At 38.5% G+C, this 21,948-nt stretch carries 23 protein-coding genes; 12 read left to right on the top strand and 11 right to left on the bottom strand.

Features of this window, described 5'->3' with window-relative positions:
• Positions 1-149 precede the first annotated feature (149 nt).
• The 9 genes from FJR04_RS09225 to FJR04_RS09180 all read left to right on the top strand — a co-directional run bounded on the left by FJR04_RS09225 (position 150) and on the right by FJR04_RS09180 (position 8,063).
• Complete coding sequence (locus FJR04_RS09225) at positions 150-1,748, top strand: Hsp70 family protein (RefSeq protein WP_168493879.1); 1,599 nt, start codon at positions 150-152, stop codon at positions 1,746-1,748.
• Positions 1,749-1,846: 98 nt separating this feature from the next.
• Positions 1,847-2,194: a contact-dependent growth inhibition system immunity protein gene (locus FJR04_RS09220; protein WP_168493877.1), complete on the top strand. Its 348-nt coding sequence runs from the start codon at positions 1,847-1,849 to the stop codon at positions 2,192-2,194.
• Positions 2,195-2,229: 35 nt separating this feature from the next.
• Positions 2,230-3,039 (top strand): HEAT repeat domain-containing protein, encoded by an 810-nt coding sequence (locus FJR04_RS09215; RefSeq protein ID WP_168493875.1) that lies wholly within the window; start codon positions 2,230-2,232, stop codon positions 3,037-3,039.
• A gap of 22 nt (positions 3,040-3,061) precedes the next feature.
• A complete protein-coding gene (locus tag FJR04_RS09210; RefSeq protein ID WP_168493873.1) occupies positions 3,062-3,403 on the top strand; it encodes a contact-dependent growth inhibition system immunity protein in 342 nt (113 codons plus the stop codon).
• A gap of 240 nt (positions 3,404-3,643) precedes the next feature.
• The gene (locus FJR04_RS09205) at positions 3,644-4,069 is read left to right on the top strand and encodes a hypothetical protein (protein ID WP_168493871.1); all 426 of its coding nucleotides are present in this window, start codon (positions 3,644-3,646) and stop codon (positions 4,067-4,069) included.
• Between the two features lie 150 nt (positions 4,070-4,219).
• Complete coding sequence (locus FJR04_RS09200; RefSeq protein WP_168493869.1) at positions 4,220-5,281, top strand: DUF4157 domain-containing protein; 1,062 nt, start codon at positions 4,220-4,222, stop codon at positions 5,279-5,281.
• A gap of 263 nt (positions 5,282-5,544) precedes the next feature.
• A complete protein-coding gene (locus FJR04_RS09195; protein WP_168493867.1) occupies positions 5,545-5,958 on the top strand; it encodes a hypothetical protein in 414 nt (137 codons plus the stop codon).
• Positions 5,959-6,119: 161 nt separating this feature from the next.
• The gene (locus FJR04_RS25870) at positions 6,120-7,541 is read left to right on the top strand and encodes a DUF4157 domain-containing protein (protein ID WP_217359286.1); all 1,422 of its coding nucleotides are present in this window, start codon (positions 6,120-6,122) and stop codon (positions 7,539-7,541) included.
• A gap of 39 nt (positions 7,542-7,580) precedes the next feature.
• Complete coding sequence (locus FJR04_RS09180) at positions 7,581-8,063, top strand: hypothetical protein (protein WP_168493865.1); 483 nt, start codon at positions 7,581-7,583, stop codon at positions 8,061-8,063.
• Between the two features lie 142 nt (positions 8,064-8,205).
• On the opposite strand, the gene FJR04_RS26630 is transcribed toward FJR04_RS09180, so the two are convergent.
• From FJR04_RS26630 to FJR04_RS09165, 3 genes are all read right to left on the bottom strand, one after another.
• Positions 8,206-9,213: a diguanylate cyclase domain-containing protein gene (locus FJR04_RS26630; RefSeq protein ID WP_168493863.1), complete on the bottom strand. Its 1,008-nt coding sequence runs from the start codon at positions 9,211-9,213 to the stop codon at positions 8,206-8,208.
• 149 nt (positions 9,214-9,362) lie between these two features.
• Positions 9,363-12,134 (bottom strand): hybrid sensor histidine kinase/response regulator, encoded by a 2,772-nt coding sequence (locus FJR04_RS09170; protein ID WP_168493855.1) that lies wholly within the window; start codon positions 12,132-12,134, stop codon positions 9,363-9,365.
• 19 nt (positions 12,135-12,153) lie between these two features.
• Entirely contained in the window at positions 12,154-12,315 is a 162-nt protein-coding gene (locus FJR04_RS09165; RefSeq protein ID WP_174763523.1) for a hypothetical protein, read from the bottom strand.
• A 460-nt stretch (positions 12,316-12,775) separates the two neighbouring features.
• On the opposite strand from FJR04_RS09165, the gene FJR04_RS09160 reads away from it, so the two are divergent.
• Positions 12,776-14,194 carry a hypothetical protein gene (locus tag FJR04_RS09160; protein WP_168493853.1) on the top strand — a complete coding sequence of 473 codons (1,419 nt, stop codon included), beginning with the start codon at positions 12,776-12,778 and terminating at the stop codon, positions 14,192-14,194.
• A gap of 112 nt (positions 14,195-14,306) precedes the next feature.
• Positions 14,307-14,696 (top strand): hypothetical protein, encoded by a 390-nt coding sequence (locus tag FJR04_RS09155; protein ID WP_168493851.1) that lies wholly within the window; start codon positions 14,307-14,309, stop codon positions 14,694-14,696.
• A 175-nt stretch (positions 14,697-14,871) separates the two neighbouring features.
• Here FJR04_RS09155 and FJR04_RS09150 read toward each other — a convergent pair whose 3' ends face one another.
• On the bottom strand, positions 14,872-15,375 hold the full coding sequence (locus FJR04_RS09150; RefSeq protein WP_168493849.1) for a sterol desaturase family protein: 504 nt from the start codon (positions 15,373-15,375) through the stop codon (positions 14,872-14,874).
• A gap of 187 nt (positions 15,376-15,562) precedes the next feature.
• Here FJR04_RS09150 and FJR04_RS09145 point away from each other — a divergent pair, with 187 nt between their 5' ends.
• The gene (locus tag FJR04_RS09145; RefSeq protein ID WP_168493847.1) at positions 15,563-16,852 is read left to right on the top strand and encodes an aminotransferase class I/II-fold pyridoxal phosphate-dependent enzyme; all 1,290 of its coding nucleotides are present in this window, start codon (positions 15,563-15,565) and stop codon (positions 16,850-16,852) included.
• 223 nt (positions 16,853-17,075) lie between these two features.
• Here the strand turns inward: FJR04_RS09145 and FJR04_RS09140 are convergent, their stop codons facing one another.
• From FJR04_RS09140 to FJR04_RS09105, 7 genes are all read right to left on the bottom strand, one after another.
• Positions 17,076-18,308, bottom strand: coding sequence for an MFS transporter (locus FJR04_RS09140; protein WP_217359284.1), 1,233 nt, complete (start codon positions 18,306-18,308; stop codon positions 17,076-17,078).
• Between the two features lie 82 nt (positions 18,309-18,390).
• Entirely contained in the window at positions 18,391-19,191 is an 801-nt protein-coding gene (locus tag FJR04_RS09135) for a sterol desaturase family protein (protein WP_168493845.1), read from the bottom strand.
• 166 nt (positions 19,192-19,357) lie between these two features.
• Positions 19,358-19,540, bottom strand: a complete 183-nt coding sequence (locus FJR04_RS09130; protein ID WP_168493843.1) for a chlorophyll a/b-binding protein — start codon at positions 19,538-19,540, stop codon at positions 19,358-19,360.
• Between the two features lie 163 nt (positions 19,541-19,703).
• On the bottom strand, positions 19,704-20,621 hold the full coding sequence (locus FJR04_RS09125; protein ID WP_168493841.1) for a cation diffusion facilitator family transporter: 918 nt from the start codon (positions 20,619-20,621) through the stop codon (positions 19,704-19,706).
• A gap of 92 nt (positions 20,622-20,713) precedes the next feature.
• On the bottom strand, positions 20,714-21,037 hold the full coding sequence (locus FJR04_RS09120) for a PIN domain-containing protein (protein WP_174763522.1): 324 nt from the start codon (positions 21,035-21,037) through the stop codon (positions 20,714-20,716).
• A gap of 193 nt (positions 21,038-21,230) precedes the next feature.
• Complete coding sequence (locus tag FJR04_RS09110) at positions 21,231-21,476, bottom strand: hypothetical protein (protein WP_168493839.1); 246 nt, start codon at positions 21,474-21,476, stop codon at positions 21,231-21,233.
• A 298-nt stretch (positions 21,477-21,774) separates the two neighbouring features.
• On the bottom strand, positions 21,775-21,948 hold a 174-nt coding region (locus FJR04_RS09105), incomplete at its 5' end, for a tetratricopeptide repeat protein (protein WP_168493837.1).

The following is a 21,948-nucleotide window of genomic DNA, read 5'->3' as shown; positions in this document are numbered from 1 at the left end:
AGTCTATTCTAGTAATGGGTAATTTGTCAGTAGTCAGTTGTCAGTAGAAAACATATTCTCCCTGCACCCCTGCCCCTCTGCACCCCTGCACCCCTGCCCCTCTGCTTCCTCTGCCCCCTGTCCCCGATTCCCTGAAATAATCGAAAAATATGCCGATTGCGATTGATTTTGGTACAAGTAACACAGTTATCACTCGTTGGAATCCCGTTACCCAGCAAGCAGAAACCCTGAATCTCCCTGGTTTATCAACGCAACAATTTCTCAATCCTCCACTGATTCCCAGCTTAGTTTATGTAGAAAATGCCAGCTTAGGTAAAATTATAGCTGGACAACAGGTGCGCGATCGCGGATTGGATACAAAAACCGATGCGAGATTTTTCCGGAGTTTTAAACGGGGAATCGGTGCAGATATCCAAGGGTTTTTACCAGAACTAGATGGCCAAAATATCACCTTTGAACAAATAGGAAAATGGTTTTTAACCAAAGTCATTGCAGAATTAGCACCCCTAGAAGGGGGAATAGATTCATTGGTTTTAACCGCACCAGTAGATAGCTTTGAAGCTTATCGTCACTGGTTAGGGAAAGTTTGTCAATCATTACCCGTTGAACAGATCCGGATGTTAGATGAACCCACCGCTGCGGCTTTGGGATATGGTTTAACAGATCAAGGAACTTTATTAGTTATTGACTTTGGTGGAGGAACTTTAGATTTATCTTTAGTTAGTCTAGATCAAATCAAACAAGCCAAGACTAAACCCGTAGGATTTCTCCTCAAATGGGGCGAGAAAACTCTGGGGGAAGATTCTAAACAAAAAATTAAAACAGCCCGTGTGTTAGCCAAAGCAGGGCAAAATCTAGGCGGAACTGATATTGATAATTGGATAGTAGATTACTTTGCCAAAACCCAAGGATTACCAGTAAGTTCTCTGACAACAAGACTAGCAGAACGGGTGAAAATTCAGCTATCAAACCAAGATAAAGCGAGTGAAGTTTATTTTAATGATCAAACTTTTGAAAGTTATGAAATGGATCTAGATCGGCAAACTTTTGAAAATATTCTCAAGGAAAATGGATTTTTTGATAAACTCCATGATGTGATGATGACGTTGTTACAGCAAGCACGACGTTATGGAATAGAAATTGATGATATTAATGCAGTATTATTAGTTGGTGGCACAGTACAATTGCCAGTCGTGCAGACATGGATAGAACAATATTTTGAACCAGAAAAAATTCGTCGTCAATTGCCTTTTGAAGCGATCGCTCATGGTGCATTACAAATTACCCAAGGCATAGAAATCAAAGACTATCTTTATCATAGCTATGGTGTCCGTTATTGGGATCGCCGTAATCAACGCCATAGTTGGCATCCGATTATTAAAACTGGACAACCTTATCCCATGACTCAACCCGTCGAATTAGTTTTGGGTGCTTCCATGGAAAATCAACCCAGTATTGAATTAATTGTAGGGGAATTAGGAGCAGAAACAGGCGGAACAGAAGTATACTTTGATGGCGATCGCTTAATAACTCGTCAAATTGATAATCGTACCACCACTGTTAAACCCCTCAATGATACAGCAGGTGCAAGTAAAATTGCCAAACTCAGCCCACCAGGATTTCCAGGAAGCGATCGGATAAAAGTACAGTTTCAAATTGATGAACAACGGTTTTTAAGAATTACTGTAGAGGACTTATTAACAAATAATACCTTAGTAGAAAATCAGTTAGTAGCACAGTTGAGTTAAATAAGATGACAAATATCAAACGTATCGGCTCAATTACCCGATCAGGGGAAACTATGCAAAAATAAAAACATTACTTTAATGATGTAATGAGTATAATTATGCAGGATAGGATTAGCAAAATCAACTATGAAAAGCTTTATCCAGAACTCAAACAATTTTTCGGTGGCTACTTCCACCAAGATTGGACTTATATCTATGACTGGCAGGGAAAGTCACCATCATTTCAGGTTGTTGTGCGTGACTTTAAGACTAATAATTCTCAAGCGATTGTTACCCAGGTAACTCAAGAATTGGAACAATTCATTGCGGATCATCTGATATTAGAAGATGATTGGGATTTGGGTGAAATAGTAACTCGTAAACTTTTGTCTTGTATTTACGCTCCTGGACTGGGGCTAACTTATCGACAATGGTTAAGAGAAATTTTGACTATTCTCAAAGAGTGATTATATTCGCCTAAAACGTTTTATTAAATACTCAATTGTCAGAATCTAAAATTGATATTTTACTCAAACAGTGTAGTTCTAGTGAATCTTCTCAAGTCGTTGAGGGAGTTCAGGAACTGCTTGATCTTAAAGCTTATTCAGCAGTACCCACAATAGTAGCGTTATTAAGTTCTGCTGATACTGTAGTCCGGTTTACAGCAGCAGCAGCTTTAGGTTATTTAGGACAATTAAACCCGGAATTGGTGGGGAAGGAACTTGTTAAATTATTAGTTGATTCAGAAGCGATCATTAGAGCCGAAGCATTAGATTCTCTCGGTATACTTAGTTATACAGCAGCAATTGAACCCATAATGTTTTTGCTAGAAAACGATCCTGATCCCCTCGTTCGTGCTTCAGCCGCAGAAACTCTTGGTGACTTGGGACAAGAGGAAGCAATAACCGCAATCTTTGCAGCATTAGTAGATCCTGATGAATCTGTTCGAGCCTATGCAGCTAATTCTATCGGACTATTAGGTACACCAACGCTTTTGCCAAAATTAGCAGCACATATTAAATCAGAAAGTTCTCTTAGGGTGAAAGCGGAACTTTTAGGAGCTAGATATAGATTAGGTGCAAAGGAAGATATTCATCTTTTCTTGGATTTGTTGGATAACGCTGATGAAGATATGGCAACAACACTCCTCAATATTTTGGCAGATTTAATAGATCGCAAACAGCCTTTATATCTTTCTGAAAGTTCTTTTTCTATTAGTGAAGTGCTAACTAAGTTGTCAGATATTTTCCCCATGTTAAATCCCCAAGTTCAGGGATTAATATTCCAACTCAAGACCATAGCTCAAAGTTAAACTAAGTTTCTGATAATCACCTATGAAATTGGACAGCAGATCGTATGAAAAACTTTATCCAGAACTCAAACAATTTTTCGGTGGCTACTTCCACCAAGATTGGACTTATATCTATGACTGGCAGGGAGAGCCACCATCATTTCAGGTTGTTGTGCGTGACTTTAAGACTAATAATTCTCAAGCGATTGTTACCCAGGTAACTCAAGAATTGGCACAATTCATTGCGGATCACCTGACATTAGAAGATGATTGGGATTTGGGTCAAATTGTCATCCACAAACTTTTGTGTTCTATTTACGCTCCTGGACTGGGGCTAACTTATCGGCAATGGTTAGAAGATATTTTGACTATTCTCAAAGAGTGATTATAAGTATCACTCAGTCAAGTCAGGAAATACTAGTACAGTACGGCGTAAATCAACCAACCATTAAGAATTCTCAAGAAGCTTGTGTAATCTGCTTTTTTAATTTTTAATTGTTAATTTTTAATTCCGCCTTAATGGACTGGAAGGGAGAGAAACGGGGTAGCGTTAATGGGCTTTATTTATTAGACAAGGACAGTTAGCAACATTTTTTTTGCATAGAAAATAAAAAATAATAAAAAAATGCATTATAAAATTATAAACAATCCGACATATACAAATACGATGAAAATAGGATTAGAGGTACAACCAGAAAACGAACCTCTTCAATTTTTTTTCATTAGTATGCGATTACATAAGTATCCGGAATTTATACATGACATTTTAAATGACAGAGGTTATTTGGGAGACCCACAGGGAGTGTTATTTTACAACGACCTAGATGACGAAGACTTTGCAACAGACAATGTATTTAACAAAGAGGAAGTGAAAGTATATCACCATGTCTTTGGTGAAAGCATTGTCTCTAGAAAAACATTCATACAAATGGTCTATGATTTTAGCTGCAAACTGTTAGAAGTTTATGGGAACGATGGAAATATACCAGAAAATTGGAAACTTCAAATGGAAAATAGTTTAAAGGAATTAAGCCTAAAAATGGAACATTGACCTTCAATGCGATCGCGCATAGAAAATCAGTTAGTAGCACAGTTGAGTTAAATAATATGACAAATATCAACTGTATTGACTCAATTACCCGATTTATTGGAAACTATGCAAAAATAAAAACATTACTTTAATGATGTAGTGGGTGTAATTATGCAGGATAGAATTAGCAAAACCAGCCAAAATCACACATCTGCACCAAAGTCAAACCCCTTTCAAACAAGAGGGTTTGGGATTGATACCCCAAAAAAGTCAGCAACACCCGCCACAGACATAGACTTTGATGCCCAATATGAACACGCCAAGCGTTACGCACTGGACTTGTCTAATGTTCCCGTATTCCCACCATCACCAGTCCAAGCAAAATTAACCATTGGGCAGCCTGGAGACAAGTACGAACAAGAAGCTGATCAGGTAGCATCCCAAGTGGTACAACAGATCAATGCCCCTGCATCGGTACAAGCTGCTCAAGGACAGCCACAGCCACAGCAGCAAGAAGAACTAGAAGAGGAACTTCAGGCGAAACCGGAAATATCATCACTCCAACGCATGGAAGAACTAGAAGAGGAACTTCAAGCTAAGTCAACCGTACAGCGTCGGGAAGCGATAGGTGGAGGGGAAGCTTCACAGGATTTAGACACCGCTATTAACAGTTCTAGGGGCAGTGGACAGCCATTAGATGCAGGACTGCAAAGGTCAATGGGGCAGGCGATGGGGGCGGATTTTAGTGGGGTAAAGGTTCACACAGATGCACAGTCTGACCAGTTGAATCGCTCAATCCAGGCGCGTGCTTTTACAACGGGACAGGATGTGTTTTTTCGGCAAGGGGCTTATGATCCAGGGAGTCGCGGGGGGCAGGAGTTGATTGCCCATGAGTTGACTCATGTAGTTCAGCAGAATGGTGGGGCTGTGCAGCGATCGCTTATGCAAACAAAAAAGGAATCAATCCAGACTGCTAATATTTTGACTGTACAACTTTGGCCGGATGGAACGACACGTCATCTAAGACAAAGAGCAAGCGAGCGAAGTATTACAGAAGCACAGATAGATAATGCGGTCAATAACGGCGCTAAATACGACGATGCCGACTATCCAGGTGGAACAATTTATTACGACTCAAGTACCGGAGTAACTGTTTGTGAAGTAGCAGACCGAACTAAGACAACCTGTTATGTTAGTAGCCGTCCTAAATCTCGATGGACATTAAGAGTTTAGTTGATAATAGGACTTACGCAAAATATCTCTGAAACTCTCTTTTCTATCCCTAACGGGACGCTCCGCGAACGTGGTTCGTTCTTTCGTGACTTGTGCGTAAGTCCTGGATAATTAGGAAATCACTATTAAAATCGCCCAAAACTCTCTTCCTGTTCCTGCGATGCACTGAGCGAAGCCGATAGCGTAGCGTGGCGTAAGCCATAGTGTTCCCTTGCCCCAACGACAATTTTTAACGCCCAACTACTTATTCGCAGGAGAATAACATGATAGTATTTAACAATATTTTTGAGTTAGAAGCTCCGATGCAAATCCTTCTGCAAATTAATGAACCTGATACAGAAGGTTGGAGAAATTACAGAATGGCACTTGTCATCAACAAAGATAAATACAAATTGGTAGAATTTGAACAATCGTTCAGTAGTTTATGTATTGAACGATTGCAGGGTGGTATCAATGACCTTCTAGAAGCAAGAACGGAGCAGTTTGACTTTGAACCTCTAGAACCAGCATTTCGCTTACAAGTATCACGTTTAGCTCCTGACGAATTTGAGATGCTCTGCATTGTCGATATCAGTTATGTAAGGAAAGGTCCAGCAACGGAAACGGGAATTGGTATGGCAATAGTGGTAAAAGCGGATGAAGTGAAAAGCGCCTTGAAGGAACTTAATGGACGATAAATACAATGCTTGCCATAGCGCGATCGCCAGTATAAGAACAGTTAATAGTACAGTTTAGTTAAATAAGATGACCAATGTCAAACGTATTGGCTCAATTACCCAATTCATTGGAAACTATGCAAACATAAAAACATTACTTTAATGATGTAGTGGGTGTAATTATGCAGCATAGAATTAGCAAAACCAGCCAAAATCACACATCTGCACCAACGTCAAACCCCTTCCAAACAAGAGGGTTTGGGATTGATACCCCAAAAAAGTCAGCAACACCCGCCACAGACATAGACTTTGATGCCCAATATGAACACGCCAAGCGTTATGCACTTGACCTAAAAAATGTTCCCGTATTCCCACCATCACCAGTCCAAGCCAAATTAACCATTGGGCAGCCTGGAGACAAGTACGAACAAGAAGCTGATCAGGTAGCATCTCAGGTAGTACAACAGATCAATGCCCCAGCATTGGTACAAGCAACTCAACAACAGCAGTCACAACAGCAGTCACAACAGCAGTCACAACAGCAGGAAGAACTAGAAGAGAAACTCCAGACGAAACCAGAAATTACATCACTTCAACGCATGGAAGAACCGGAAGAGGAACTTCAGGCAAAACCAGAACTATCATCACTTCAACGCATGGAAGAACCGGAAGAAGAACTTCAGGCGAAACCAGAACTATCATCACTCCAACGCATGGAAGAACCGGAAGAAGAACTTCAGGCGAAACCAGAACTATCATCACTTCAACGCATGGAAGAACCGGACGAGGAACTTCAGCGACAGGAAGCGATTGGAGGAGGGGAAGCGTCAATGGATTTAGACACCGCTATTAACAGTTCCAGAGGCAGTGGACAGCAATTAGATGCAGGTCTGCAACGGTCAATGGGACAGGCTATGGGAGCAGATTTTAGTAGGGTGAAGATTCATACAGATGCTCAGTCCGACCAGTTGAATCGCTCAATCCAGGCAAAGGCGTTTACAACGGGGCAGGATGTGTTCTTTCGTCAAGGGGCTTATGATCCAGGGAGTCGCGGGGGACAGGAGTTGATTGCCCATGAGTTGACTCACGTTGTGCAGCAGAATGGTGGGGCTGTGCAGAAAGAGAAAGAAATTGTCAGCAGAACTCAGAATGAAACAGCTTCAATAGATCAAGCAGGTATTATTCAGCCAATGCTAGATAATAGTATTATGCGTGCCTCATTATATCGGGGCATGACAGAAAGCAGTGGTCAACCGAAAATTGGCAGTACGGCACGCGAACTTGGTGTACGTGATAGCGATGTGAAACTGAATGAACAGAAAAAAGTCGTTCCTGGAAAAGGTATGTCAACAGCGAAGGGAAGTCCAGAAAATCTACCATCACATCGTCGTTCATCCATCTGGGGTGGTACAGGAAAAGATCCAGTTTGGGAGATTGAAGAAAATAATATCAATGGCAAGCTGAAAGCAAATCATGATGGTGACAACCATGTAAGTATTACGGCAGCCCAAAAAAATATGTCACTGGAAGAATTTCAACAAGAACTAGCTGCGACACAACCAAACTGGACAAAAACTCCAGAACCACAGAAAAAAGAAAAGTGAATATAAAAAAGAGATTGACAAATAAAACAGGGGTGAATAATGGCATGGCTTTTTAGTTTATCGGCTGAATGTGGAACTCAAACTCAAGCCGAGCTTTTTTTAGGCTATTTTCAAAAGCTATCTTGGACACTTGGAGATGGAAAAAAAATCACGACTGTACCGGAACTGATGGAAGATCATGATGGTAACTGGTGGTGTATGGTTGTTCCTCTGGGGATGAATGAGAACTTAGTCGAAAGTGACGAAGATACACCACAAATAAGGGAAATAGGCAACTTACTTTATGGAAGTTTGCAGAATGCGCCGGATTTTCGCTATGCTTTGTTAGGTGTTGAAGTAGATCTATTTAGAACATTTAGCGAATTGTTGGCGGATACAACAATTACTGAACAACCATCCAGTTTTGTAGGACTGGTGCTGGCGGAGTCAATCTGGGATATGATAAATCGTCCAGAAGCTTTTCAACTCTTTAAACCTGGTTATTTCTGGATACCCTTTGACCATGACTATTTTTGTAAATAGCATGACTCCTCTTTTGATGGTCAAGATAAAAACGGCGTTGCTGAATCATGGGATGATTTCGCCCAATTTAGAATGAATTTTCAATAGTTTCAATCGCTAATTCATCCCGCATTTATGCAATGCCGCTTTTATGTTAGGAGGGTCAAAGCAGTGCGATCGCCTGATTCCGTCCTTGCTTTTTCGCTGTATAAAGAGCTTGATCTGCATGAGATATTAACATTTCTAAATTTTGTTCTATTGTGGGCATTTCACAGGCAATTCCCATACTCAAAGTAATGCGATAGCAAAGCGCTCCGTAGGAATCGCTAACATCAGAATCTTGGTGAGGAATAGCAAGATTAGCGATCGCTTCTCTAATTAACTCAGCAATAATTAACGCGCCTTGGGTATCTGTATTTGGTAAAATAACGGCAAATTCTTCACCACCATAACGCGCCACTAAATCAGTCGGGCGTTTTATAACTTTGGCGATCTCTTGGGAAACTTTAATTAAACAATCATCACCACTTTGGTGTCCATAACAGTCGTTGTATCGTTTGAAATAGTCAATATCAATAAGAATCAGCGCGAGGATATTTTTTTCTCGTTGATGACGTTGCCATTCAAGAGCTAAATAATCATCAAAGCGGCGACGATTAGCAATCTGGGTTAAACCATCTAAATTTGCCAGCAATTTCAATTGATGATTTGCTTCCTGTAAAGCAAGTTCAGTTTGCTTACGTTTGGCAATTTCAGCTTGCAAAATTCTCTGTTGTTTCTGAATAGTTAAATGAGTTTCTATTCGGGCTACAACTTCTTCAATTTGAATCGGTTTAGTGATATAGTCAACACCACCAACTTGAAATGCTTTTAATTTATCTAAAGTCTCATCTAAAGCACTAATAAAAATAATGGGGATATAACAAAGATCCGGTTCATCTTTAAAGGCTTGACAAACTTGATATCCATCCATCTCAGGCATTTTAACATCCAAAAGAATGAGATCAGGACAATTCAATTTTGCAGTTTTTAGCCCCCTATTGCCACTGATAGCACTACGAACTGTGTAACCAATTTTAGAGAGTAACTCGGTTAATAATTTTAAGTTTTCTGGCAGATCATCTATTAAGAGAATATTGCCTTTTGTTTGAGATTGGATATCAAGATGCACTGGATTTTTTAATGATTTGGTACATGAAACCTGGTAAAAAATACAATTTTGTGTTAGTCTATAATAGACTTATTATCAAAATTAAAATTACATTAATGACCAATAGAAATTGACAATTTCTCTGGCTATTGATTTATTTTTAAAGATGTCTATTTCGTAGTTTCATCGGTCAATAATTCTACTATTTCATCAAATTGAAATTGACGTGCTAATGTTTCGAGAACCTTGACAAAATGGGATTCTTGATTGGGTATTTCTCGAATTAATTTCATTACCAGATTACTATCACCATCTAAGGACGCTTCACATAATTGCGAACGCCATTCCTTAGATTCAGACATCACAGCTAAATCTTTAGATGATAGCATGGTTGGGGAGCGATCACTAATAATATCAACCGGGGCTAATTCTTCATAAATATATTTCACTCCTAAATGTTTAGTTAAACTCTGAAAAATTGTACTTTCTTTAAAAGGTTTTTGTAAAAAATCATCACATCCTACTGATAAAATCATCGCTTTTTCTGCTTCTAGTACACTAGCGGTTAAAGCAATAATCGCTGTAGCGTTACCCTTCGTAGTAGATTTAATATTTTTAGTAGCTTCATAACCATCCATAATGGGCATTCTCATATCCATAAAAATTAAGTGAGGTTGCCACTCATCCCAAATTGCGATCGCTTCCTGTCCGTTACTTGCTTCTTTAATCTCAAAACCTAAAGGGGTAAGGAGTTTAATTAATAATTGACGGTTGATTACTTTATCATCTACCACTAGAATTTTATATGTGGGTTGTTCCGGTGCTAGGGCTAATATTTTTCTCTGCTCAATATTTTCATTTTTGATAATTGCTTGCCCCAATTTTACGGGAATTGAAAATTTAAAAGTTGTGCCTTTGTTTAATTCACTTTTTACAGTAATATCTCCTCCCATTAGCTGCACAAATTGACGACTAATAACTAAACCTAAACCTGTTCCTTCTTGACTTTGTTTTCCTGATTCTGTTTGAGAAAAAGCCTCGAATAATTTAGTTAATTCTGCGGGGGCAATTCCCATACCAGTGTCACTAATACAGAAAATTAAAGTATAGTTTTGATTTCCTGCATTTGCGGTAGAATTAATACTTAAACTTACTTCTCCGTGTTTGGTAAATTTAATCGCATTTCCTAATAAATTCAGTAAAATTTGACGTAATTTTATCTCATCATTATAAATATATTGTGGTAAATTTTCACCGCGTTCAAAGATTAATTTTATTCCTACATTAATTGCCGTTAAATGCAGCATATCTTCTAAATCATCTAGGAATTTATACAGGTTAAAATCCTTTTGGTTAAGAGTGGTTTTCCCGGCTTCAATCTTAGAAAAATCGAGAACATTATTAATTAGGGTTAATAAATATTCTCCACTACGCTGAATAATTCCCACATTTTCATATTGTTCTAATGATAGGTTTTTGCTGCGTAACATTAATTGAGAAAAACCAATAATTGCATTGAGTGGTGAGCGCAATTCATGACTCATATTTGCAATAAAGTTACTTTTCGCCTGATTAGCAACTTCCGCTTTTTCCTTAGCAATAACTAATTCTGCTGTGCGTTCTTCTACCCGATTTTCTAAAGTTGCAAAAGAAGTTTTTAACTGATCAGCCATACTATTAAATGAATGAGACAGCGTTGATATTTCTCTAATATTTTTAGTTTCTAGTAAATCATTTTCTTGATCGGAATTTTGCCATTTCCCTAATGCTAAAGCCTGACTTGCTTGACTTAATCGTAAAATAGGTTTAGTAATCCATCGAGCCGTGAGAATACCAATTCCTGTGGCAATCAGTAAGGTAATAGCAGACAATACAAAGGTTAGTTGAGTATTCTGATAAATTTCTGTCATGAAATCAGACTCAGGAATCACTGTGATAATTAACCAGTTTAAGCCCAAATTATCTTGATAAGGAACTACTGTTATGAAATTGCGATCGCTATTTTCTCTAAAATCTAATTGCAGCGTTTCTTTAATTTGATCAAAACTATTAAACTTTGTCAACAGATGTAAGCTAGTTGCTCTAATTAAGGAATCACTCACATCAGTAACTTTGATTCTTTCTAATTTAGTTTTGCCATTTTGTTGTTTTTTAATATAAGTAGCTTGGTTTTTTACCGAAGTTCCAATCAGCAAACCATTAGGTTCAATAATAAATAGTCTTCCTGTTTTACCAATCTGTAAATTAGCCAGAAAATTACGAAAAGATGCCAGATTAGAAGCCGCTGAAAGTACCCCTAATAATTGATTAGTTTTAGGTGCATACACAGGATAACTACTATTGAGAGATAAATCTTTATTATTACCAAGGGGAAAGATGGGAACTCTGGATGGCCTACCTGCTTTCACTGCCGCTTTATACCAAGGACGTTCTTGGATTTTCAGCACTGCAATGTTTTGATTAATAAGGTTAATTTTATTGCCAAAACTATCAACTTTATATTCGTAAATATGGAAAAGTTTATCAGGATTTGCCATTCGTATAGTTCCTTCATTGCTCTTATTAGCAATTCTCAGAACTCCCTGCTCAGTACCTACCAGAATATGGGTAATATTATCGAAATGTTGAAGCTGAGTATAAATATATTTTTCTATTTGATCGGCATTCTGAAGATTGAGATTACCTAATTTTACAGCATCTGCATTAATTTTATTAACCAAAACTGGAGTAGCTAAATAGTTATCCAAATACTGCACTACACGAGTAGTTATTTCATTTCGCAGTTCATTTGTTAATCGGTTTACTGATTCTTGTCCACTTTGGTAAGAAAGATAACCTACTAATCCCACTGCACCAACAATTTGCAATACAAAAGGAACAATTAATACTAATCTCAGAGGGATTTGTCGAGATTTATTGGATTTGCCTATACCATTATTCATGATTTATTAAAGATTCTACTCAAGCAACTAATTTTTCAAATTCAAATGTCCGTGCAAGTTTTATTAAAGATTGAATTAAAAAAATTGCTGTTTTCGGAAGTTCTCTAGTTAATTCTATGACATAGTTGGTATTTGTTTCTAAAGCAGCTTCATACAATTTATTAATCCATTTTTGATCCATACACCTAAAATACTCAGAATTATTTTCTATCCGCATTAGTTCTCTTGTATCACTCTCTGAAAGAAAGAGGCTAAAAATAGCGATCGCCTGATATTATAGAGTGCCTTTTTGAGTTTGTGGCATTAAAATTTTAAAAAAGAGAGATTTTCAAATTGATGAACAAGGGTTTTTAATAATTACTTCTAGAGGATTTATTAACAAATAATACCTGAGTAGAAAATCAGTTAGTAGCACAATTGAGTGATAGCAATTCCCTTGTAAGTGAGGTACAAGAAGAAAGAATTAACCGCAGATGGAAGAGGATAAACGCAGATAAACGCAGATGAATTTGTACCTCGTTAGATGAAGAAATGCTATAAATAATTATGACAAATGTCAAACATATCGGCTCAATTACCTCTATTGATTGGAAACTGTGCAAAAATAAAAACATTACTTTAATGATGTAGTGAGTGTAATTATGCAGGATAGAATTAGAAAAACCAGCCAAAATCACACATCTGCACCAAAGTCAAACCCATTCCAAACCAGAGGTTTTGGGATTGATCCCCCAAAAAAGTCAGCAACACCCGCCACAGACATAGACTTTGATGCACAGTATGAATACGCCAAAAGTAACGCACTTGACTTAACAAATGTTCCCGTATTCCCACCATCAACAGCAAACATACAACCCAAACTCGCAATCGGTTCACTTTCTTCTTCAGAACCTGCCAATACTAGTGAATCAGTAATCCAGCGTGGATTGTGGGATAGCTTCAAAAAAGGCCTCAAAAAAATTGGTGGGGCGATCGCTTCTGAAGAAAAATCTCCAGATCCTGAACCTCTTTCTCTGACTCAAAGCTTGAACCCATCTAGTATTTCAGACGATGAAATCAAACAGGAAATTAAACTGATTCGCAAATGGATTGCCAAACATCAAGAAAGTAGCCCTGATGCGACTTTATTAGCATCTTGCTTACAAACATTCGAGTCTGAAGTTGAGGCCAGGGAAGCAGTCGCCGCTGTCAAGAAATTACCGGGCTGGGGGAAAATGGCATCTAACGATCAAGCAATTTTAGAGAATATGCTCAAAGGGAGAGAAAATGATGTTTCTAAAAGTGTTCGTAGTCGGTTAAAAGCACTAAAAACAGTTTTATCAAGCCAAACCGATATTGAGCAAGGTAAAACTCTGACTGGTTTAATTAACGCCAAGGAATCCATTCCTGGTGTAGTCAGTGAACCTGTTAGCACTACAAAGATAAAATATACATTAGCAGGTCCAACTACAGAAAAAGATTACGCATTTCAGGGTAAAAAAGCTGATGCGGAAAAATGGATTGTCAAGTTTGAAGATGGCATTAATATACCTATTGTTGCACCTAAAGCTCCTGAACCCGGTCATCATAACCATACAGTTAAGCAAGCGGCTGATGCAGCCAGCTATTTACCCAAAGCAAATCGTTCTGTAATGACCACAATTCTACTCAATGCTGTAGTCAATCCTGATGATGCTTATTGGGCTACTGAATATAACACCCCTGACTTTCATTCCTATATGACAGCGGGTAAATCTGGTGTTGTGACTATTTATCCAGATAAGGTTTCTGAGAAGCTTCCAGATGAAAATTATATGCGTGGTACTATGATTCATGAGACAGGTCATACCTGGTCTTATAAAAATTGGGGTACTGATACCAAAAAAGGGAAATGGGTAGATTGGCAACAGGCAATGGATAAAGACAAGGTATCCGTTTCTGGTTATGCAATGAATTCGATTGATGAAGATGTAGCAGAAACTATCCAAATTTATGTTAGTACAAAGGGGTCTCCTCGCTTTGCGGAGTATCTTCAAATTGTGCCTAACCGTTTTAAAATGCTGGATGTGGAGTACAAGTAATGAAGAAATATTTAAGGCAGTTAAAACCGTGGTCAGTGAGCTTGTCGAACTGCTCGTGTCGTTTTCCTCTCAGCACTCAAGTGACTGAGTTTCCCACTTACCGCAAGGTCTTATGAGCAATCTGATTCAGTGTTGGATAGCAGGAATTATGATCATGCTAAACTCTGTTGGTGGGGGTGAATATCTATGTAAGCAAAGTCTTTCGGTCACTCACCATAACCCTACGGAGGTAAATAAAATGACTGGTACAACTTCTCCATCCGGTGCAACACATCCCGGTCAAATTTTGTTTGAAGATCGTGTAGATGATCGACAATGGACTAAGCAGGCTAATGAAGTTCCTCAAACAATAGCTTGGGTGAATTTAGAAGGTGTATGGCTTCCTGTAATTCGGATTGAGATTACAGGAACAGTTGACAAACGACGGATCACCAAGTACGGGAAAGATGGTGAGTTCTTGGAAACAACTATTCAATCTCCACCTCCTCGACCTCGACCCTGATCAGATATTATGGATTCGTTAAGCTGTCGTAACACATTATCGGTATTCTACTCAAAGCGATCGCTCATCTATTGTCACTATCGCCACATAAAGGTTTGTAGTTAGGACTTTAGTCCTGAATTCAGGGCTTAAGCCCTGACTACGAGCAAAATCATAATAATAATATTTCCAATTTCTACCACCAACGCATTTCTAAATAACCTCGTTGGGGTTGATTAAGTTCTTCTTCCGTTAACCATTCCACCGATTTATAAGTACCAAATATATGATCCCACCAATCTACTCCTAAACCAAAATTATGATCCCATTGATTGTATTTGTGGTGAACATAGTGAACAGGCATTTTCATCCAGAAACATTTTGTGGGATTATCATGTTGTAATTGATGAGCGTAAGCAGCAAAAGCCGCATAAACCAGACTCCCTAAAAACCAACCAATGCCCGCTGGTAAAGACACAAAAAACATCACACACATGAAAATGATACTGCCTTGAACATAGGCTTTAAATTCCCAGACTACCCCTTGTCCTTCATTGCGACGATGATGATCACGATGACGTTTACCGATTTTGGGAGAATAGTGCATTAAACGATGTAGCCAATATTCAACCAGACTAGCAAAAATAAAAGCAAGTGCAAAACACCCTGTAGTGATAACTATGTTTTGTAACTCGATCATAAATTTTATTACCTTATATTTCTAATCTTAACCCAATCACACACTATTACGTAGAAATTGATCTAGCCAGTATCAGCCTATAGAGATTGAATATTACTCAATATCAGAAATATATGCAACAATCTCAAGAATAATTAAATAATCAAAAATGATACCAAGCTCCAGCATTGGATGAGAAGGAGAAATTGTGGAAGTTGTTCAAGAATATATGCAAGCTCTCTATGAGAGTGAACTTTATCCAGAAAAATTTATCTGTCATTACAAACAGGGCAATTTAGTTGATGTTGAAGATACGACAACAGGTAAGCGACATAAGCTTCTCACCTTCTGTACCAATGATGTTTTAGGGTTAGTCCAATCACAAGCCGTCAAACAGGCCGCAGTTGATGCGATTTGGCAATATGGGACTTCTAATAGTTCTTGTTCAGTATTAAGTGGTCGGATTGATCTTCATCGTCAGCTAGAACAGGAAATATCAGAATTTAAACACTTACCATATACTCATTTATTTGTCAATGCTTGGATGGCAATGCAAGCTCTGATGGATGGGTTCTGTCATTTAGCGATTAACATTCCCGGCTTCAGCAATACCAGAGAAACCTTGATTCTGACTGACATTCTCAATCACGGTTGTATAGTCTCTGCGGTAGTTAATGCTGACAACCGTTCTGGTAAAGTCTTTAGTCACAGTCCTGAAGTCCGTGTTAAGCCTTATCGTCACTGTGATATGGCAGATTTAGAGCGAAAATTGCGCCGTTATGCTCGTCCAGGCGATCGCATTATGGTAATTTCTGATGCAGTATTTTCGATGGATGGAGATATTGCCCCCTTACCAAAAATGCTGGATATCCTGGACAATTATCCCGGTAGTGTGATTGTCATGGATGAAGCTCATGCTAGTGGCGCACTTGGGGCGACTGGAGGGGGAATTTATGAGCATTTTGGCATAACGACCCAATCAGTATTAGAAAGGGGAATTATCCCCATTATTATGACTACCTTTTCTAAATTTGCGGCTTCAGCGGGAGCAGCTATTAGTAGTCATTCCCGTGAATTAATTGATTTATTGGATGTTTCTCCTACTTCCATTGGCACTATTTCCTTAGCCCCACCCTTAACAGCCGCAGCCTTAGAAAGCATTCGTCAGGTAAGACAAAATCCTGAATTAGTGCAGCAGTTACAAGCTAATACTCGTTATTTGCGATCGCGCTTACTAGCAGAAGGTTTTACAGCCATTGGGGAAACTAATGTCATTCCCGTGATGATGCCTGAAAATATCAATCCTAAAAAGTTTGCGCGGCAAATGATGGAAGAATATGGCATTTGGGTATCTCCCATTTGGTTTATCGCCAAACCGCGACTGCGAATTACCGCTAATGCCCTACATACCCAAGAAGAAATGGATTGTTTAGTAGCTGCTATGGTAGCTACACGCAACACCCTAGATCCGGCAAAAGAACCTGTCGGAGTGTCCTAACCTCTTGATGAAAAATCCCCAATAAATAATGGGCGTTGCTGATTAAGAGTATGATTTTGTTTCACGCAGAGGCGCTCCAGTCACAGAGAGTAAGAGTTTGAAATCATTGATTTTTGAATTTCATACCCTAATTCAGCAACGCCAAATAATGTAGAGACGTTCCGTGGAACATCTCTACAAACCCTTCTATCTTCCTCCTTCTCTTCCTTCGTGTCCTTCGTGCCTATCCCTTCGGGACGCTCCGCGAACGTGGTTCATTCAGTATTTCTCCTCGGAAATTCACCAACATCAACAGCCCTAACATCAGTGGTAAACTGGCAGCCACATAAAACACGCCTATCAACCCTTGATCACTTAATACCAATCCAAATAGGCTTGGACAAAGGAACTGTCCCAAAAAATTTGCCCCTGTACCGGCGGCTAAAATACTAGATTGATATTCCGAAGGAGCAAGATTAGATAACAAGTTATAAAGACTGGGGACAACAATTCCCAATCCCACACCAAAAATAATAGTAGTTGGAAATAGCAAAACTAAATCTTGGAGTTGGGGAATAATCATTAAAGGTAAAGCCATACAGCCAAAGCCGCATCCTATCGTCGAAATTAAGCCAAAACGTTGAACTAATCTCCTGACTCCAAAAGCCGAGATAGCAGTAGCACCAAGGGCTTGAGATGCTAAAACAATGCCGTTTAGAACAGTGGTGGAGTTCATGGTGGCTTTGAGATAGAGAGGCAAATAAATGATCACAGCGTAAGCGGTTGCGGCTGTTAAACAGAGAGTTAGAAAGATTTGTAATATGAAGGGGTTTTTTAAAGCCTGAATGAGTTGATCGGAATTATTAGCTTTTACAGATGATTCCGAAGAGGATGTTTCTAAACCTTTTTTTGGTTGTAATGTAAGGACTACTAATAACCCTAAAGGGAGTGCTAAACCATACAGACAAAAAACCAATCTCCAGTGAAAACCACCAACCAAACCTGCTAAGACAGGATAGATAATATTAGATACAGTGAGAACACTAGATACATAGGCGATCGCTTGGGAACGTTCCTCACTGGAATCATACATTTTCACTAGCAAACCCAAACTAGCAGCCGCAATTCCCCCACTAGCAGCCCCCACCAAACCCCGCGTTATCAACATCGGCAGGAAACTCTGCATTAACCCCCCAGCCATGCCAAATAAAGCATAGAAAACCAGGGAAACCACGAGTATTCGCACTTGACCCAAACGGTCTGCTAATATCCCTAAAATTGGACTAAATATAGCAACAGTCAAGAAATGACTACTTACCAAATAACCTGCTAGGGCTGGACTCAGATCCAAGTCTGTGACAATTTCCGGGAAAATTGGCGCAATGACTCCTCCTGTCATCACAATCAAAGAGCCTGTAGCTAAAAGTACCAAAAGTTGGCGATCGCGTCCAGTCATTTTCAAGATTAAAGCACTCACACACAACCTCTGAATTATTTTAATTGGATGGTTTAAAAAGTTTAGATCCCTGACTTCTTGCAGAAGTCGGGTATCTTTTTATTCACACATCAAAACGGATTTTTATCTGTTTACGGAACGGATAAAATAAATGCTTGCCAAACTTTTCAGGAATCGCATCTCCATGAACACCAAAATTCTTTGGTTGTTTACCAGCAGGTAAATAAAATGTCCCAAACATTAAATCAAACACAGGGAACAAAGCCGCAAAATTCTTGCCAATTCCTTCCGTATCTTTACTGTGATGCCAACGATGAAACACGGGACTAACTATCAAATAGCGGAATGGTCCATAATTCCAAGGTACATTAGAATGGGTAAAAGCTAGATAAAAAATTAGGAAAGGAGTATAAATTTCCACTGATAAAGGTGAAAACCCCAAAAGTAAAATTGGCAAAGATTGCATTACTCGACTGAATATATCATTCAGTGGATGTACCCGCACAGAAGACAGCCAATCTAACTCTTCAGAAGTATGATGAACAGCATGAATATCCCACAATCGGCTGCTATGTAGCCACCGATGAGTCCAATAACCAATAAAATCAGCAATTACTATTACCATCAAACCCTGCACCCACTGGGGTAAATTAGCAGCTAGTCCATAACTTGATTTTAATATTTGTGGATCAATAGAACGCCCCAGCACCAGAAATAAAGGAACTATAACTATTGCAATACATATCGCACTCAATAGATGACTAATTAAAAGGGTAAAAAACCAGTAAAAGCTATCTAGCCAAACACCCTTGCGCCATTTTTGTTGATTGGTGATGCTCGGAAAAATACCTTCAATAATCCCAAAAGCTATTGTTAAGATGATAAATAAAATAGCTATTGTCACTAACCTTTCTCTAATCATCAGCACACTGTCTTTAGTAATTACAAGTAATCATTATTGTATAGCAGGAAACAGCGCAGAAAGGAAGTATCAATCGCAAATAAATAACCTGGCAGTTTTCATCAACTACCAGGCTTTTCGACTACTCAAAAATTATGTTATGGATAAATTACAGAATACCCCAGAAGTGGAGGAAGCCTTGTCCAGAAAATAGTTCAATTAAAGCTGCTGCTAAAAAACCGATCATTGCTAGACGGCCATTCCAGATTTCTGCTTCAGATGTAAAACCCCAACGCCATGCGTTACGATCAGTCGCTACAGGTGTTGTAGATGTTTTGGTTGCGTTAGTCATGGTCAGCACTCCAGTTAGGATTTACTAAGCTTTATTGCCTTATGTAAATAAATATAACAATTATTTTCAAAAAAAGCAATCTTTATTTATATTTTTTTGCAATTATTATGTAGATCAAAATTTTAGCAACCATCTAATATGATCAAAGTCTTCTCAGCTTTTTTCAAACAACGTGGTCTGGTTCTAAAGCACAAGGATAAGCAGAATCACCTATTTCCACCTGGAGAGTAGAGTGTTTGATACCAAAATGGTGTTCAAGTTCCTGGCAAACTTCCCATAAAAAAGCATCCCCAGGGTAGCCTCCGGGCATCACCAAATGGACTGTGAGCGCAGTTTCTGTGGTACTTATAGCCCAGATATGAAGATCGTGGATTTTCAAAACACCAGGACGCTCAATTAAGAAATTTTTAACTGCACGTGGCTCGATTCCTGTTGGTACGGCATCAAGTGCTAAGTTGACAGAATCTTTGAGTAAGTGCCACGTTCCAAATACTACAACTGCCACAAGAACTAAGCTTACCAACGAGTCAAGCCACACCCATTGTGTAATTAAGATAGCAATCCCAGCCACCACGACCCCCAAAGAGACCAACGCATCAGCAGCCATGTGTAAAAATGCTCCCCGAATGTTCAAGTCATTTTTACTACCTGACATAAACATGAGTGCAGTAATGGTATTAATTATAATTCCTACCATAGCAATACCAATAATTGTTCCTCCTGCTACAGGTACAGAATCGTTAAAGCGGCGGATGGCTTCCCAGGCGATCGCACCCATAGACAAAAGCAGGATAATAGAATTCACTAAAGCAGCCAAAATTGAAGAAGCCCGCAATCCGTAAGTATAGCGGTGGCTGGGAGGACGACGAGACAGCGTACTTGCACCCCACGCCAGGAGGAGTCCCAACACATCACTGAGGTTATGACCAGCATCAGCAAACAAAGCTAGAGAGTGCGCTAAGTAGCCATAAGTTGCTTCAACAATGACAAATCCTAAATTCAGTACAGTCCCAATGGCAAAAGCCCGGCTAAATGTTACCGGGGCGTGACTATGATTATGGTGTTTGTGTCCGTGTGTCATGGTGATGAGTTAGGAGTAAAAAACCAGATAATACTATGGTTGGTACATTGCTATTGAACCTGATAGCGGTATTTATTCCGTTCTACTTAATATCATTGCAAATACTGTACTTCCCAATCTTCAAGTTGTAGATTTTCAACTCCTTGAAATTCTCTAGTGTTATGAGGTACTAAAATAAGATTATTAGCTAATGCAATAGCAGCAATTTGAAAATCATAAGCACCGATAGGAGTACCTATTTTTGATAATTGAGAACGGATTTCACCATAAATTTTAGCCGCCTTTCCATCAAAAGGTAAACTGATATATTGAGAGAAAAATAACTCATATAAAGCTAGATTTTGTTCTTTTTTTATACTACGACAAGCTCCATATAGCGGTATGCACTTGAGTGAGATACAGTCATTAAATCGCAAAACCTGTAGGGGTGGGGTTTCCCCGCCCTCGATTGTATTTCATCCGACCGATAACCGCTATAGTATAATTCGGCTTTGACAATATCGCACAAACAAATATTTTCACGATGAGTAGTTTTAAATTTATTAATTACATTTTCACTACGTCCTGTTAAATATTGAATGCAGGTGTTAGTATCTAACAAGTACATCATCATTCAATATCCCAAATTCTTCGATCACAATCAACCAAATTTTCTCTAGCTAAAAATTCGCCTTCCCATTTTCCAGCAGTTTTATCAAAAAAATCAGTAGGATATCCTAATTGTTCTGGTGTTGGTATTTTTTCTTCAGAAGAATCAGTAATAATAATTACTAATTCTTGATTAGCTAATTGCTGGGGAAGCTGTAGTAATAATTTACCTTCTGCATCAACTTTTGATTTAAGTTTTATTTGCATATAATTAGCTCCTTAGTATCTTTTATTATTATACTCTAATTTTAGGAAAAAATAGTTTTCAATCATTCATTGCTTTGAATAATTGCTCGATTTCCTTGGCTGTCGTTATTGATATTATATACATTTTACTTTCTGTCAATAACATGATATTTAATTCTTGATAGTAGCATTTGCGGTGGTTGATTATCAGAAAAATATTTAGGTAAACTAGAACCAAAAACTTTAGAAATTAATACTACCAGCTTGAAAAAATATAAACAAATGATTGCTAATCGGGTTAGAGAAAGTAGGGATTATTTTAAAGTAAAGATTGAAAACGTTCATCTTCTCTAATAGCATCAAAATCTAAATCAGTTTTTGCCCATTTTTTAACTGTATCAGGATTTATATTAATTGCTATTTGTAGATTTTCAATTGCTTTTTCAATATTACCTTGCAGGGCATAACTACAAGCTTTATTATACCAAGCATT

Source organism: Anabaena sp. UHCC 0204 (assembly GCF_009711975.1).
GTDB lineage: Bacteria > Cyanobacteriota > Cyanobacteriia > Cyanobacteriales > Nostocaceae > Dolichospermum.
Note: the sequence above shows the minus strand (reverse complement) of the source record. Positions and strands in the feature narration are given on the sequence as shown.

What these genes read in the sequence shown, in the direction of transcription:
- FJR04_RS25870 (WP_217359286.1), top strand. Translation starts at nt 6,120, where the DNA reads ATGCAGCATAGAATTAGCAAAACCAGCCAAAATCACACATCTGCACCA.
- FJR04_RS09165 (WP_174763523.1), bottom strand. Translation starts at nt 12,315, where the DNA reads ATGGATCAAAAATGGATTAATAAATTGTATGAAGCTGCTTTAGAAACA.
- FJR04_RS09210 (WP_168493873.1), top strand. Translation starts at nt 3,062, where the DNA reads ATGAAATTGGACAGCAGATCGTATGAAAAACTTTATCCAGAACTCAAA.
- FJR04_RS09195 (WP_168493867.1), top strand. Translation starts at nt 5,545, where the DNA reads ATGATAGTATTTAACAATATTTTTGAGTTAGAAGCTCCGATGCAAATC.
- FJR04_RS09220 (WP_168493877.1), top strand. Translation starts at nt 1,847, where the DNA reads ATGCAGGATAGGATTAGCAAAATCAACTATGAAAAGCTTTATCCAGAA.
- FJR04_RS09205 (WP_168493871.1), top strand. Translation starts at nt 3,644, where the DNA reads ATGCATTATAAAATTATAAACAATCCGACATATACAAATACGATGAAA.
- FJR04_RS09180 (WP_168493865.1), top strand. Translation starts at nt 7,581, where the DNA reads ATGGCATGGCTTTTTAGTTTATCGGCTGAATGTGGAACTCAAACTCAA.
- FJR04_RS09110 (WP_168493839.1), bottom strand. Translation starts at nt 21,476, where the DNA reads ATGCAAATAAAACTTAAATCAAAAGTTGATGCAGAAGGTAAATTATTA.
- FJR04_RS09155 (WP_168493851.1), top strand. Translation starts at nt 14,307, where the DNA reads ATGAGCAATCTGATTCAGTGTTGGATAGCAGGAATTATGATCATGCTA.
- FJR04_RS09170 (WP_168493855.1), bottom strand. Translation starts at nt 12,134, where the DNA reads ATGAATAATGGTATAGGCAAATCCAATAAATCTCGACAAATCCCTCTG.
- FJR04_RS09160 (WP_168493853.1), top strand. Translation starts at nt 12,776, where the DNA reads ATGCAGGATAGAATTAGAAAAACCAGCCAAAATCACACATCTGCACCA.
- FJR04_RS09200 (WP_168493869.1), top strand. Translation starts at nt 4,220, where the DNA reads ATGCAGGATAGAATTAGCAAAACCAGCCAAAATCACACATCTGCACCA.
- FJR04_RS09130 (WP_168493843.1), bottom strand. Translation starts at nt 19,540, where the DNA reads ATGACTAACGCAACCAAAACATCTACAACACCTGTAGCGACTGATCGT.
- FJR04_RS09150 (WP_168493849.1), bottom strand. Translation starts at nt 15,375, where the DNA reads ATGATCGAGTTACAAAACATAGTTATCACTACAGGGTGTTTTGCACTT.
- FJR04_RS09125 (WP_168493841.1), bottom strand. Translation starts at nt 20,621, where the DNA reads ATGACACACGGACACAAACACCATAATCATAGTCACGCCCCGGTAACA.
- FJR04_RS09225 (WP_168493879.1), top strand. Translation starts at nt 150, where the DNA reads ATGCCGATTGCGATTGATTTTGGTACAAGTAACACAGTTATCACTCGT.